We start from the raw sequence: 13270 nt of genomic DNA on the forward strand, positions 1-13270 counted from the left end.
ATGAGTGATACACAGGTGCCTTCTTGTAATGGAATTGGTTTAAATAGAAAAGACTACGTCGGAGGAACGTCAACCCTTTGTACGGGGTGTGGGCATGATCAGATAACCAACCATATAATTTCTGCATTGTTTAGCTCTTCAGTGGATCCTCATAGCGTTGCAAAAATGTCTGGAATTGGTTGTTCTTCTAAGACTCCGGGTTATTTCCTATCGAGTTCACATGGGTTTAATTCTATGCATGGCCGAATGGCTGCAGTTTCAACAGGATCCAAGATTGCGAATCATTCTATGATGCACATTGGAATTAGTGGTGATGGGGACACTGCAAGCATTGGTCTTGGAGGCTTTGTTCATTTACTTCGTCGAAATTTACCTATGGTGTATATTGTAGCAAACAACGGAGTCTATGGTTTGACGAAGGGACAGTTTTCGGCAACATCTGATCTGAATGCCATAAATAAGGTTGGTCAGACGAATAGTTTTGGAGCGATTGATTTATGCTCTTTAGCTTTGGATGTGGGTTGTCAGTTTGTCGCAAGATCTTTCTCTGGAGATGCTAAACAATTGATTCCGTTGATTCAAGCGGCAATGAAGTTCCAAGGGACCGCTTTGATTGATGTTATTTCTCCGTGTGTAACTTTTAACAATCACGAAGGATCAACGAAGAGCTTCAACTATGTGAAAGCTCATGATGTCGTTTTGCAAGAGCTTGGGTTTATTCAAGACGGTGAATCCATCCAGGTGGATTACGCCGAGGGCGAATTTGAGACCATTCATTTGATGGATGGAACAGCGTTGGTTCTAAAGAAGATCAACTCCAAGGAGCACGATGTGCGTTCGCGGCTAAAAGCCATGAGTTTGATATATGAGGCTAAGGAAAATGGTCAAATTGTTACGGGTTTATTGTACTTTGATGATAGCAGCTCAACTTATATAGATAATTTGAATCTTTCCACAAAACCATTGTCACAAATGACGGCTGATGAATTGAGACCATCTTCAAAACAATGGGGTGAAATAGTTGATAGTTTTAGATAAAAAAAGGCGGGCCGAGATCAAAGAGTTCGCCTTTTTGTTATGAAGTTTACTTCTTCAACTCAGCTTTGATTTCTAGAACCAATTTTTGATACTTTCTAACAAGGCCGATTGACTTTCCAAGAACCCGAGAGGTTTCATGGGCGATTCCTTGTATGATCGGTATCAGTATACATGAGAATGAAAATGAACTGAATTTAGCATTTTGTTGATCCAGGTCATAACATAGATTCTGGACCGGGTTAGCCCGGGTAGGTCACTTTTTTCAAAATATAAAAATGAAGTCAACTGTAAGTCCTCCTTGTTTTAGAAAATTAAGAATTTGTTACTATAACTAATGATAAATCCATGATTTGAATCATTTTACGGGATCATTAAGTTCGATAGTCTTATGCCTATGATTAGCAAATTTGATTTAAAATGGTATTTAAGGATTTTTTTGACACTCATGTTTTTGATTATACTTGTGGGGGGAGTGACTCGCTTGACTCGCTCGGGATTGTCAATCACCGAATGGAATGTCGTTTCGGGAATTCTTCCACCGCTGACTGAATCTGCCTGGTCGGAAAGTTTCGAGCTCTATAAGAAGTCACCTGAATCTATTCTGTTAAATTCCCATTTTGATATTGGTGCGTATAAAAAAATCTTTTTCTGGGAATGGCTTCATCGCTTTATCGCAAGATTTATTTTTTTATGGGCGGCGATTGGTGGAATGATTTTACTTATTCAAAAACGTATCTCAGTCAATCTAGCTCTTACCTTGCCGCTATTGGTACTATCGCAGGGAGTGATCGGTTGGCTTATGGTGCGTTCAGGGCTTCAAAAAGAACCGCATGTGAGTCCCTATATGCTCAGTATACATTTCATTTTTGCACTGATAGTTGCGGGCTATGCTCATTTTTATCTATCACAACTAAGACCTGCATTGCCCGTTCGATTTAAAAAGTTAGATTGGCGACTTTTTCAAGGTCTTGGGGTTCTTCTTTTACTGCAGGTTTTCTATGGATGCTTAGTTGGCGGCCTCAAAGCGGGATTTATGTATAATACATATCCGTTCATGGATGGTCAGTTTCTGCCGGCCGGAGCCTTTTATATGCCTCAATATTGGATGAATTTTTTCGAAAATCCCATCGTGGTTCAGTGGATACATCGTTGGTTGGGTGTTGTACTGCTTACCTATCTAATGTTGATTACACCAAGATTATTAAGGAAGGGTGTCGATCAAAATTTACATTTACCCATCTATCACTTTTTAGGAATCATATTCACGCAGATCATACTAGGTGTGATTGTTTTACTATTGAAAGTGGAAATTAGTTTTGCTGCTCTTCATCAGTTGTGCGGAGCTATGATTGTAATAACCTATTTGGGGATCTATTTCAGGATCAAGAGGGGAGGCCTTGCATGACTTCCGAAAAAAAACCAATAGTTTATTCATGCTCGGGCTGCTCATCAGCGGCTCAGATGGCAAATTTTATTGCTATCAAGATGGATCGAGAGGGTATCGCTGAGATGAGCTGCATTGCGGGTGTTGGTGGCGGTGTAAAACCACTTGTTAAAACGGCGCAATCGGGGCGAGAAATATATGCTCTTGACGGCTGCGTCCTTAAATGTGTTCACGCATGTTTGTCCAAACAAGGTGTTAAGGCAAATCAATCTTGGGTGCTGACAGATCTCGGCGTCGCCAAGCAAGTTCATGTAGACTTTGACAAGGACCAAGCTCTAGGCGTTTTTGAAATAATAAAAAGTGATTTGAATCAAGGCCTAAAGTAGCCGCCTTTGATAGACCTTAAGTGTTATAGAGAGGTCATTCAAATGGAATATCCACAATATCCTGAATATGTTGCTGAGCTGCCGGAAACTCACTCACTCAGAGTCTTTTTTGAAGAAAACGAATTTATTAAGCGTCTATTGGTAGAGCTACAGATGAGTGATCCAGATGTGGATTACCAGAAGTTTATAAATATCTTTAATCATGTTTGTCAGGTTGAAAAACGATACGCGCGCAAAGAAAATCAGCTCTTTCCGTTTTTAGAAAAGCGGGGTTGGTATGGCCCTAGTCAAGGAATGTGGGCATTTCATGACAGCATTCGAGATATGATGCGAGGTATTCGTGCTCAAATCGAAAAAAAGGACATAAAGAATATTCGAGAAGATATTCGGGTGCTATTAGAGAATATGCATCACATGATCTATGTCGAGGAAAACCGATTATTTCCAAATGCATTTCATTTATTACAAGCAGAAGATTGGGATGCGATGAACGCTGGTGACGATGAGATCGGATGGGTAGACAAAGATCGCAAACCCACACAGATCAATACGGTTGCTCAAGATGCAGCGGAAGAAACAACGGCTATAAAAACTGATGTTGTCTCAGGCGGTGGTTTGATTCAAGACATAGGCAATCTTTTGTTGAAAATGGAAGAGGGGCGATTGAATCTGGAGCAAATCAATTTGATTCTTAAGTTTTTACCAGTGGATGTGACCTTTGTTGATGAAAATGACAAGGTGGCTTTCTACAACCGCGGTGAAGAGAGGGTCTTTCCACGCAGTGCCGGCGTTATTGGACGCGAAGTGCGATTTTGCCACCCACCCAAGAGTGTTGATACAGTTTTGCGAATACTAGAAGAGTTTAAAGCAGGCCGTAAAGATGAGGCTGACTTTTGGATTCAGTTCAAAGGAAGAATGATTCATATCCGCTACTTTGCTGTTCGGGATCGCGCGGGCAAGTACAAAGGTGTTCTTGAGATGTCTCAAGATGTGACTGAGATTCAAAAACTTCAGGGCGAGAAAAGACTTCTAAGTTGGGATGAGCAGGTTTAGGTGATCTTTTGAATTCAGTCATTTTAGGTCTTTTTGAAGATTGGTTTTTAGAGGCTCAAAAAAAGGTTGTTTTGTATCCCGAGGCGATGACCTTATCAACGGTATCTAAAGAGGGACGTCCATCAAGTCGGACAGTCCTTTTGAAGAAATATGATAAGGAAGGATTTGTTTTTTATACGAATTTACTGAGTCGAAAAGGAGTTGAAATTGACCGCAATCATATGGGAGCTCTTCAATTTTACTGGAGAGAATCTAGAAAGCAAATTGGTATCGAAGGCAGACTTCATTTGGTAGATGCAAATGAGGCCGATAGGTACTTTGCATCCAGAGACCGCATGAGTCAGATGGGGGCCTGGGCTTCGAAACAGTCGCAAGAATGCACGCAGATGGGATTCAAAATGCGAGTTGCTCAGAAGAGCCTTGAATTTGGTGTAGAGCCAATACCACGCCCTTATTTTTGGTCAGGATACCGCCTTGTGCCCGACCTCATTGAGTTTTGGGAAGAGCGTCCTTTCCGTCTCCACGACCGTCGTGTTTTTAAAAAAATCAGTGGAGAAAAGTGGAATCAAACTTATCTTTATCCTTAGGGTTTCACTCGCCGCAATGAGGGCGAGTGAGGCTCCATAAATTTATTGGAAATTGGCAGAGCCGGCGCCGATTTTTTCTTCATTTAGGATCACATTGTAAGTTATCGGAAAGGCTTTTGAGAGCATGGCGCTGATCCCACAGTATTTGCTTTGCGAGTCGGCAATCGCACTTAAAAGAATATCCGGCATGATATCGCCTTTGATATCAAAAGTTAGATTGGCGGCGGTAAAAACGGCGGGATGTGTGTTCGTGGACGAGCTAATATCGACGTCAATGATCATCTCAGTCAGACTTTGCTTATGCTTCTTTAATAAAGCCAGAACATCCATGGCTGTGCAGCCGCCGAGACCTGCAGCGACCAGTTCTTTCGGGGTCATCGCTTGGCCTGTACCAATTGGCGACTTTGCATCCATAAGTACAGTATTATTTTCAGCCGTCGCTGATAACATCATCTTTTCATTCCATCTGAGGGTTGTTTTCATTTTAGACCTTTTGTGGGTTGTTTATAGTTTTAACATATTATAAATTAATAATATGTTAAATAGACGACCTGTTAGGAATTCAGATAAAAGAATAAGAAGTAGGATCGGCATCATGGAAAAAATGGAATCCTCTTGCGTGGAGGTTTCAGATTTACTAAAGGCACTTTCTCATCCTCGACGACTGATATTAATGGGGCACTTAATGAGCGGGGCAAAAACTGTTTCGGAGTTAACTTTATTGTGTGATGTTTCTCAGTCTCAGCTTTCGCAGTTTTTAAATCGCATGAGAAGTGAGGGGTTGGTCGAACGAGAGCGAGTAGGAAAAAGCAGTTACTATCAGATAAAAGATGAAAGATTATTAAGTTTAATGGAGCTCATTCAAAACTTATTTTGTCACTAGAGATTTGATTGAGTGGGGCTGGCCCTACGAAGCGCTTGGTATCGGCCCTTGTCCTGTAAATCGGCTTAAGCAAGATTAGTGAATTTTTCCATCTATTCGTGGCTTGAGAAGGAATGGTGAAATTCTAACAAAAAGAATGAGGAAGGATGCCGACCAGCAGAGCCCTGCGATCAATATCCATTTTTGATAGTATTCTGGATGCGACAAAGGAAGAACTAGGCGGAAGAAAGCACCAATGAATATTGCTATTATAGGGAGTTTATCAATTGTTTCGAAACCAGGTTTACGACCCGTGTGCCCTTTTGAAATTCGAATCAGCATGCTGGGAATAATGATTCCCATGCATAGGAACGTAAATACATGAGTTGGATAGGCGCCGAGCATCCAACTTTGAAAATCCTTCATTCCTTCCAAGGCAACGTGAAGGGTGAGACTAAAGTATCCAATATACATGGTGGCATTGCCAAATTTTTTGAAGCCAAGATGGGGTTTCCACAGAAGCCATCTTGCTAAAAGTAATATCGACGCTGAACTCAGAATCAAACTCGCTATGTTGGATGAAAAAAATGATTGAAATGTGGCGAAAGCAACTAACATCTTAATGGAAACGTCCAAAAGGGGATTTTGAAACAGAAGCTGATTTTCAGTTGATTTCATAAATTGGCGCATTGTTCGTTCGAACATCACTACAAAAGCTAAACGAAATAAACCAATACTCATGCTAATTCCATGTTGATAGTAGTCATTTGAAACCACTAAGTTCTTAGCAATGAGAATCACGGCTAGAAGAAATAGGAAAAAGTAGTTGTCTTTGAAGCTGTCGTTCTTTCTGAATTTTATCAGTGTCCATGCTATGTACCCACCACCAAATAAAAAAAACAAGCTCAAAAAAAAGTGCTTTAGAGGGGCTGGAAATTTAAAGATATCAAATAGGAACAGTCTTTCGCTAAACCATAAAATGCTCAGAAGCATAAGGCCTTTACCATGAATTCCACGCACGCCAACCCAGTTCTTACTGGCTGTCAATAGAAACCCAATGAGAACGGCGCCACCAAAGCCAAAGAGCATTTCGTGTGCGTGCCATTGCATAATATTCATATTTCTAGGAAGCCGTATGTATCCAGCAAAGATCAAACCCCAGCTCCCGGCAAGAAAGCTTCCCCAAAGGGATGCCATCAAGAAGAAAGGGCGAAATCCAGCTAACCAAAGTGGGTGTTTAAAGTGAAGAGGATTCACGCTTCGGATCTCCATCGAACACTGAGGCATTTATCGCGATTCAACAGCAGTGCATGCGTTAAGACTCTCCAGTTCTCAGGAAAACTCAGTTGATCGTAATCCGGGGGGAGGTCGAATCCAGAGGGCCGATATGCGATATCTACGCTGACTCCTGTTGCTATATTTGTAAATCTATAATGGCCAGATGGGACCTGTGAACAATTGTACTTGAGTAGATTCTTGCGGCGAAAATGCTCGCCTCCCAACCCACCAAATCCTGAGCTTTCCCAGCTACCAAAAATCATTGAGAAAACATTTGAAATTGGCCCCGTTGGTCCTTGTTCTTGATTTTGTGGAATCTCGATCATCACATTGCCTCGTTGGACCCTTTTATCGGCAGGAAAGAGAGCGTTTGTTGCGGCTTCTGACATTAAAAATGCGCCGATCATGGAAGGGCATGCGTGCCCAGCAAAGCGTACAACTTCTAGTAACGAAATTTCGAAGTCGAATTCTTCCGGTGAGGCGCCTAGAAACTTGGCAAATGGTTCATGAATAAGGATTTTATTTTTAAGAAGATCACTTTTATTGAGTCTGTTTGGGACCGTTTGATTTGCCAGCATGGGATTCCTTTCAGTGATGGATCTATAAGGCTCATAATAAGCCTACTCAGTTTATTTTCGATGATCTGGTATTTAAAATCGAATTAGATCATCAAGAAATAGAAAATTGCCAGAAAAGTTGCGATAGAAAAGGCCCATTCTTTTGCAACTTTTAGGTCCATAAAGAACCATAAAATACTGAATGCCTTTAGAAACGTCAGTGTATAAAAGACGGTAGCACTGGTAGTGGTAGAACTAAAATAAACAAGTCCACCAAGTAGAAATATGGCCAAAAAGTTCATAAAAATCTCCAGTAGTATAAAGGAAAGATCATGATCCAAATAAGATCGCAGAGATGCCAAAACAATACACCAGATTCAAAAAAGTGAAGATCTTTTTTTGATTTCAATTCAGAGTTGATAAAACAAAAGAGAAGATAAATGAGCATCCCTACGGCTATAATGACATGCACGAAGTGAAAGCTCATGATAGACCAATAATAAAGCCAAAAGTCATCCTTAGCGAAGTCGAAACCCTGAGATGCAAGTAATGAAAGATCCTGGTATTTGTGAATGATAAAGTAACAACCTGACGCAATGGCGGCAAGGAGTGTGAGTAGTCCATAGCGATTTTGTTTCATCTTATAGGCACGAATAAATTCAGCGGCAAAGAATCCGCCAATGAGTAAGACGAGAGTCGCCTCTAAGAGTGACGTTTGACTCACATGAGTTAGCGATACCGTAAATAGTCCACTCTCGCGATATTTAAAAATGCGGGCAGCAATAATCAATCCTGCGAAGACCACAAGTTCATTGATCAAAATCAACCACATCAATAATGAGCCGGGTAATGCGCCAATAGAAAAGTATTTTTTAGACATGCTTTTATGTATAGCTGATCATCTATGACTATCCTTGATTTCAATCATTATTTTTCGCTTTGATTACTTTTTTGATTAGTTGATTGTCGTCAGATATTCTTGAAAACCTATTCAACGAATCAGCTACTTGGTTATCAATTGATAGGCGTTTCTAAAATCATTTAAAAAAAAATTTATTTTTTTGGGTCAATCGCTGAAAAGTTCTTTGTTCTTTCGAACAAGGAGATTTTGTGAAAAAGAGTAGTTTGTTTGTTTTATTTACATTGCTTTGTTGTCAGGCCTCAGCTTTGGACCTGATTGAAACTTATTCTGAAGGCCCTTCTGATGTGGAGTTCTACCACTCTATGAGTGATCTAGTGTCTGGGCAGGCGTTGACGTTCGGCTATGGCTATACCGAGTATTTCAATCCGTCTTTAACTTTGAATCAAACAAAAGATGAAGGTGTTGAGGGGCGATCTTATGCAATCGGCAATATTCTTCATTTGCTGGATCATGAAAGTATTGGAATTCACGCCGTCGTTCTCATTGAGCGATTTGAAGACGCAACTGTGTATGCTTCAGACCTTGAAATAAAGAAAGAATTTGTAAACCTTGTTCCTTATGTGCGTGCAGGACTTGAGCAACAACAAGGTGAGGATATAGAAAAAAATCATGCGATGGGGCTTACCGTGCCTGTCACTGATAAAGTGGAGCTTCTGGCTGAGCTTAAGGGGGATTTCCGAAGAACAAATGAATATGCTCTAGGACTTAACTATAAGCTCAAGGATGAGGTCGAAATCATCACCGAATATTCTCAAGCTATCCAGACAAATGATGCAAGTGCCACTCTCGGATTGATCGTTACTCTTTAGGTGATTTATGAATAATGAGCAGTATTTGATTGGAATTTCATATTTTGTTGAAAGTCTTCAGGGCGAAGAGACCTTTGTACGGCAAATGGTCGAGCTGGGGCTAGCTATTGGAGAGAACGTGGAAATTAAGTCCATTTTTCCGTTTGGTGGACCTGTTGTCGTTCAGACAGACTCTTTAACGGTGTCTTTGCGTAAGGAGGACTTTCAATGCTTGAAACTCGGCAAGAAACTATAAAGAAAACGTTTGTAATCATTGGTAGTCCTAACTCTGGTAAGACGACCCTGTATAATTGGTTGACCAATTCGAAATACAAAACCGTCAATTATCCAGGTTCTACAGTTGAATATTCAACAGGATTTTTGTCGAAGAAGTTGCGAAATGAGTCCTCAGAAGTTGTCGTGCTGGACACTCCGGGCACTTATTCGTTGCAGCCAAAATCTCCGGATGAGACCGTGGCAATTGGCGCACTTCAGAGAACTCTTAAGGAAAAAGAGTTTGCAGGGATTCTTTTTGTTGTTGATGGGACTCAGCTTAAAAAAAATAGCGCACTGTTTGCGCAGTTGAGTGCCCTCGGAGCGCCCGTTTCAATCGTGGTAACGATGAGCGATTTGTTAAAGCGAAGGTGTGACTTTAAACTTTTCAGACCTTGAAAAAAAATACGGTTTTAGATTTTATCTGTTTGATGGAATGACGGGTGCGGGATTGCGTGAAATTGCAGATCTTATGAATGCGTCTATGCCTACGAAATCAACTGGCTCAAATGTGTGGGCAGAGAGTCTTTATGATGAAAACAGTTTAGCAAAAGAAGTTTCAATTCGTAAAGAGTTGGGGGATGTGTATGTTGGGGGGCCGCAAACACTGAATTCGGCGCAAAGTAAAATTCAAAGAATTCGAAAGTGGACTCATCGTATTGATTCAGTATTGATGAACCCTTACGTTGGATTGATTTCTTTTGTGCTTATCATGGCGGCATTTTTTTGCAGTATTTTTTGGCTTGCAACTCCTGCTATGGATTTGATCGATGGACTTTTTACGGCGGCTATGGATTGGGTGATGGAGCAGAATTGGATATCACCCTTTTTTCAAGACTTTCTAGCAAACGGGGTCTTGGCGTCATTTGCTGCTGTCCTTGTGTTTGTCCCACAGATTTTTATTTTATTTTTGGGTATCGGCTTTTTTGAAGGATCAGGTTATCTGGCGCGAGCCGCGACCATCGTGGATAAGCCACTCGCACTTATTGGACTTTCCGGTCGTTCCTTCGTGCCTTTATTGTCTGGATTTGCTTGTTCGGTGCCAGCGATGATGGCAGCAAGAAATATTTCTTCGCGGAAAGAGCGATTGATTACAACGTTTATCATTCCGCTGATGACTTGTTCAGCGAGATTACCTGTTTATGCTCTTTTGGTTAGTTTTCTTATGAGAGGTTATTCGCCATTTATGGCGGGCTTGGTATTTGCCCTTCTATATGTAGGCGCGCTATTTTTTGGAGCGGTCATCGCGGCAGTTATGCATAAGATGTGGCCACAAAAAGAGGCCAGTCGCTTTGTGATGGAGCTGCCACTTTATCGGTGGCCCAAATTAAAAATCTTGTTCGTTCAGAGCTATATGAAAACAAAGTCTTACGTCTATAGGGCTGGGCCAATTATTTTTGTATTGGCAACGTTTATTTGGTTCTCTAGTAATTATCCTAAGGTTGGAGGTCAGGATTCAGTTCGGCTAGAGGAATCGTATTTAGGCCAAGTTGGGCACGTGATGAATCCAGTCTTTGAACCGATGGGAGTTGATTGGAAAGTGGGCGTAGGGCTTGTTTCTGCGTTCGCAGCTCGCGAGGTCTTTGTGAGCTCATTAGCTTTAGTGATGAACATTGATAGCGATGACGAAGAGGTCCGGCAGCAAGGTTTGTTGGAGGTTTTTGCGAGCGCCAAAAAAGAAGACGGAAGTCCATTGTTTACTCTTGGTAGCGTGATAGGATTGTTACTCTTTTTTATGGTGTCCCTGCAATGTATCTCAACGATCGGTGTTGCAATTCGCGAAACAGGATCTTGGACTTTCGGATTGGTTCAGCTTGGAACTTTAAATGTGCTTGGATATGTATTAGCCGTAGGAGCTTACCACTTTTTATAGATAGGCAAGTCGAGAGTTGTCATTCAAAATAAAAGGGAGGTCGCGGGACCTCCCTTTTTATTTGAAGGAAGTAAATTGAGACTCGTGAACAACTCACCCTTCATATTTATTTATTCGAAAATGACTCCAAGGGAAGCAAGTGCGCACATTCCTAGGGTAGCGCAATAGATTCCTATGGATGCTATACTAACTAAAGCTATTCCAATCAGTGTACAAATACTAACATCTTTGACTGTTTCCATATTGATCACGTCCTTCTTATGCCTGATGAAAGAATAATTGAATGTCTCAAATGAGGACTTGATTCAAATCAAATCATCCCGATATTCCAGCCGTTAATGGATCTTTGCTTATGTTAAATGTTCTAAACACATTGGCGGGCTTGTTGAAAAAGCTGATTTTGATCAATTATTTAAATTTGCGGCAGTCCGATAATTGATTCATTGCGAGGGATGACAATATGGGAAGCTTAATGAGTTCATTGAAGGCACGTTTATTATTGGCTGTTTTTATTCCGACAATGGCGTTCATTGTTGTTGTGGGCTTACTATTGAATTCATTATTTCGAGAGAGGTCCGAGGCGCTGAGGGCAAAGGAAGCCTCAACGGCATTGACGATGTACTCACAGTTTATGCATGAATTTCAAAAAGAGCGTGGTATGACTGCCCTTTATCTTAATGGCAAAACGTCCTTCGATGATATTGCTGTCCAACACCAAAAGGTGGATGCAACGATAGACTCCCTTTCTAAATTTGTGCCTATTGACCTCTCGACGGAGGCTTGGGCTCAAAATATCAATACACTTAAGAGTCGTTTTGGCGAGATTAGAGTTCAGGTGAAAAACAAGGAGCGCTTCGACATTGTTTTGCCAAACTTTAACGCAACTCTTGACGGGTGTATCCTTTCGCAAATTCAGATTTCGAAAGAAGTCCGTTATCAAGGTCTCGAAAGAAATCTCACAAGCATTGCTTTGCTCAATGAAGGTAAAGAGTCGGCGGGAAAAATGCGGGCTCTGATGACGGGGGTTTTAGCATCAAAACGGGTGATGGACTCCAAGGAAGTCGAGCGCCTTGTTAGCTTGAAAGAGAAGTTCTTTGGCAACTTTCAGTCGGCTTTTTTAGAATTAGGTGCTGAATCTAAGAGCGAAGTCCTTGCTCTTTCTAAGTCGGAAAATTGGTCACACGTAGCGACCGCATTCTCGGATGTGACCGCGAATGCGGCTTCAGGGGGGTATTCATCGTCATCAGAAGTATTTTTTAATCAGATCACTGGGGTCATTAACGAATCTAATGAGATTATAGTTCAGGAGCTTCAACGATTGAGTCAAAAGGTGGAGATCGAAGTTGCAGATCTAAATAAGAAAATCATATTTATAGGTCTGATTGTTTTGTCTGCCTCTTTTGCGTTGATGGGAGCACTTTACATCTATGTCTCACGGCTTTCAGCAAAGATGAGCACAGTGAGTTTGTCCTTGGCGTCCATTGCAGAGGTGGTGAATCAAGAAGGAATTGAGTTAGCAGATTCCAGTCAAAAGTTATCGTCTAGTTCCACTCAGGCAGCTGCTTCGTTAGAAGAGACTGTGGCATCGGTTGAGGAACTTAGCAGTATCGTTCGGCTAAACTCGGAACAGGCAGAAGAAGCGAATAAGCTATCCGCCCGAGGAGCCGACAATGCTAAATCAAGCGAAGAGTCTGCCCGACAGCTTCAAGCGGCAATGGTAGATGTGAGTGCGAGTTCAAAAAAGATCTCTGAGATTAGTAACGTTATCGAAGATATTGCATTTCAAACAAATTTACTAGCATTGAATGCTGCGGTCGAGGCTGCACGTGCGGGTGAGCATGGTAAAGGCTTTGCGGTCGTTGCTGATGCCGTCCGTACGTTGGCGCAGCGAGCGTCCGTTGCGGCTAAAGATATTGGAACATTGATTCAGGAATCACAAGAGAAGACCTTCCTGAGTGAACGGGTGTCTACGGAAGTTAAAAATGTGTTTTATGAGATTTCGGAAGTCGTTGAGAAAGTTTCTTTGATCAATCAGGACATTTCGCACTCAAGCCAACAACAATATCAAGGCTTTTCTCAAATTTCACAGGCAATGAATCAGCTAGATCATGCGACACAAGATAATGCTGCTGCAGCTGAACGTCTGGCGATAGCCAGTCAGAGGGTTGCAGAAGAGATGCACAAAATGAATGAAGTCGCTTTTGACTTGAAGAAAATTGTGGGGGGCTGATTTTTTGATTAAACATGATGAAAATCATTTTGTGATGCG

Annotated in this window: 16 protein-coding genes; 11 read left to right on the top strand and 5 right to left on the bottom strand. The window is 41.5% G+C overall.

The features are described 5' to 3' along the window. From AC04MN_RS07650 to pdxH, 5 genes are all read left to right on the top strand, one after another. Window positions 1-1038 carry a thiamine pyrophosphate-dependent enzyme gene (locus AC04MN_RS07650; RefSeq protein ID WP_475382597.1) on the top strand — a complete coding sequence of 346 codons (1038 nt, stop codon included), beginning with the start codon at window positions 1-3 and terminating at the stop codon, window positions 1036-1038. A gap of 394 nt (window positions 1039-1432) precedes the next feature. Beyond that, entirely contained in the window at window positions 1433-2443 is a 1011-nt protein-coding gene (locus AC04MN_RS07655) for a COX15/CtaA family protein (RefSeq protein WP_475382598.1), read from the top strand. Further along, window positions 2440-2808 (top strand): putative zinc-binding protein, encoded by a 369-nt coding sequence (locus tag AC04MN_RS07660; RefSeq protein ID WP_475382599.1) that lies wholly within the window; start codon window positions 2440-2442, stop codon window positions 2806-2808. The genes AC04MN_RS07655 and AC04MN_RS07660 overlap by 4 nt, the downstream gene beginning before the upstream one ends. A 42-nt stretch (window positions 2809-2850) precedes the next feature. Further along, window positions 2851-3861, top strand: coding sequence for a DUF438 domain-containing protein (locus tag AC04MN_RS07665; protein ID WP_475382600.1), 1011 nt, complete (start codon window positions 2851-2853; stop codon window positions 3859-3861). Between the two features lie 8 nt (window positions 3862-3869). Then, window positions 3870-4448, top strand: coding sequence for a pyridoxamine 5'-phosphate oxidase (gene pdxH, locus AC04MN_RS07670; RefSeq protein ID WP_475382601.1), 579 nt, complete (start codon window positions 3870-3872; stop codon window positions 4446-4448). Window positions 4449-4490: 42 nt separating this feature from the next. On the opposite strand, the gene AC04MN_RS07675 is transcribed toward pdxH, so the two are convergent. Continuing rightward, window positions 4491-4931 carry an OsmC family protein gene (locus AC04MN_RS07675; RefSeq protein WP_475382602.1) on the bottom strand — a complete coding sequence of 147 codons (441 nt, stop codon included), beginning with the start codon at window positions 4929-4931 and terminating at the stop codon, window positions 4491-4493. A gap of 112 nt (window positions 4932-5043) precedes the next feature. On the opposite strand from AC04MN_RS07675, the gene AC04MN_RS07680 reads away from it, so the two are divergent. Further along, entirely contained in the window at window positions 5044-5331 is a 288-nt protein-coding gene (locus AC04MN_RS07680) for an ArsR/SmtB family transcription factor (protein WP_475382603.1), read from the top strand. A gap of 75 nt (window positions 5332-5406) precedes the next feature. Here the strand turns inward: AC04MN_RS07680 and AC04MN_RS07685 are convergent, their stop codons facing one another. The 4 genes from AC04MN_RS07685 to AC04MN_RS07700 all read right to left on the bottom strand — a co-directional run bounded on the left by AC04MN_RS07685 (window position 5407) and on the right by AC04MN_RS07700 (window position 8025). Next, complete coding sequence (locus tag AC04MN_RS07685; RefSeq protein ID WP_475382604.1) at window positions 5407-6567, bottom strand: NnrS family protein; 1161 nt, start codon at window positions 6565-6567, stop codon at window positions 5407-5409. Beyond that, the gene (locus AC04MN_RS07690) at window positions 6564-7166 is read right to left on the bottom strand and encodes a hypothetical protein (protein ID WP_475382605.1); all 603 of its coding nucleotides are present in this window, start codon (window positions 7164-7166) and stop codon (window positions 6564-6566) included. Before AC04MN_RS07690 ends, AC04MN_RS07685 begins: the two co-directional genes overlap by 4 nt. Window positions 7167-7249: 83 nt before the next feature. Then, complete coding sequence (locus AC04MN_RS07695) at window positions 7250-7447, bottom strand: hypothetical protein (RefSeq protein WP_475382606.1); 198 nt, start codon at window positions 7445-7447, stop codon at window positions 7250-7252. After that, window positions 7444-8025 carry a cytochrome c oxidase subunit 3 gene (locus AC04MN_RS07700; RefSeq protein ID WP_475382607.1) on the bottom strand — a complete coding sequence of 194 codons (582 nt, stop codon included), beginning with the start codon at window positions 8023-8025 and terminating at the stop codon, window positions 7444-7446. The genes AC04MN_RS07695 and AC04MN_RS07700 overlap by 4 nt, the downstream gene beginning before the upstream one ends. 230 nt (window positions 8026-8255) lie before the next feature. On the opposite strand from AC04MN_RS07700, the gene AC04MN_RS07705 reads away from it, so the two are divergent. The 5 genes from AC04MN_RS07705 to AC04MN_RS07725 all read left to right on the top strand — a co-directional run bounded on the left by AC04MN_RS07705 (window position 8256) and on the right by AC04MN_RS07725 (window position 13231). Next, window positions 8256-8876 (top strand): hypothetical protein, encoded by a 621-nt coding sequence (locus AC04MN_RS07705; protein WP_475382608.1) that lies wholly within the window; start codon window positions 8256-8258, stop codon window positions 8874-8876. A gap of 7 nt (window positions 8877-8883) precedes the next feature. Beyond that, complete coding sequence (locus tag AC04MN_RS07710) at window positions 8884-9111, top strand: FeoA family protein (RefSeq protein WP_475382609.1); 228 nt, start codon at window positions 8884-8886, stop codon at window positions 9109-9111. After that, window positions 9084-9527: a FeoB small GTPase domain-containing protein gene (locus AC04MN_RS07715; protein ID WP_475382610.1), complete on the top strand. Its 444-nt coding sequence runs from the start codon at window positions 9084-9086 to the stop codon at window positions 9525-9527. The genes AC04MN_RS07710 and AC04MN_RS07715 overlap by 28 nt, the downstream gene beginning before the upstream one ends. Further along, complete coding sequence (locus tag AC04MN_RS07720; protein ID WP_475382611.1) at window positions 9502-11001, top strand: nucleoside recognition domain-containing protein; 1500 nt, start codon at window positions 9502-9504, stop codon at window positions 10999-11001. The genes AC04MN_RS07715 and AC04MN_RS07720 overlap by 26 nt, the downstream gene beginning before the upstream one ends. Window positions 11002-11473: 472 nt before the next feature. Continuing rightward, window positions 11474-13231 (top strand): methyl-accepting chemotaxis protein, encoded by a 1758-nt coding sequence (locus AC04MN_RS07725; RefSeq protein WP_475382612.1) that lies wholly within the window; start codon window positions 11474-11476, stop codon window positions 13229-13231. The last annotated feature ends 39 nt before the right edge of the window (window positions 13232-13270 follow it).

This window comes from Bdellovibrio sp. ZFWA1, assembly GCF_056175665.1.

What these genes read in the sequence shown, in the direction of transcription:
- AC04MN_RS07650 (WP_475382597.1), top strand. Translation starts at nt 1, where the DNA reads ATGAGTGATACACAGGTGCCTTCTTGTAATGGAATTGGTTTAAATAGA.
- AC04MN_RS07665 (WP_475382600.1), top strand. Translation starts at nt 2,851, where the DNA reads ATGGAATATCCACAATATCCTGAATATGTTGCTGAGCTGCCGGAAACT.
- AC04MN_RS07725 (WP_475382612.1), top strand. Translation starts at nt 11,474, where the DNA reads ATGAGTTCATTGAAGGCACGTTTATTATTGGCTGTTTTTATTCCGACA.
- AC04MN_RS07655 (WP_475382598.1), top strand. Translation starts at nt 1,433, where the DNA reads ATGATTAGCAAATTTGATTTAAAATGGTATTTAAGGATTTTTTTGACA.
- AC04MN_RS07680 (WP_475382603.1), top strand. Translation starts at nt 5,044, where the DNA reads ATGGAAAAAATGGAATCCTCTTGCGTGGAGGTTTCAGATTTACTAAAG.
- AC04MN_RS07690 (WP_475382605.1), bottom strand. Translation starts at nt 7,166, where the DNA reads ATGCTGGCAAATCAAACGGTCCCAAACAGACTCAATAAAAGTGATCTT.
- AC04MN_RS07695 (WP_475382606.1), bottom strand. Translation starts at nt 7,447, where the DNA reads ATGAACTTTTTGGCCATATTTCTACTTGGTGGACTTGTTTATTTTAGT.
- AC04MN_RS07710 (WP_475382609.1), top strand. Translation starts at nt 8,884, where the DNA reads ATGAATAATGAGCAGTATTTGATTGGAATTTCATATTTTGTTGAAAGT.
- AC04MN_RS07675 (WP_475382602.1), bottom strand. Translation starts at nt 4,931, where the DNA reads ATGAAAACAACCCTCAGATGGAATGAAAAGATGATGTTATCAGCGACG.
- AC04MN_RS07660 (WP_475382599.1), top strand. Translation starts at nt 2,440, where the DNA reads ATGACTTCCGAAAAAAAACCAATAGTTTATTCATGCTCGGGCTGCTCA.
- AC04MN_RS07715 (WP_475382610.1), top strand. Translation starts at nt 9,084, where the DNA reads ATGCTTGAAACTCGGCAAGAAACTATAAAGAAAACGTTTGTAATCATT.
- AC04MN_RS07700 (WP_475382607.1), bottom strand. Translation starts at nt 8,025, where the DNA reads ATGTCTAAAAAATACTTTTCTATTGGCGCATTACCCGGCTCATTATTG.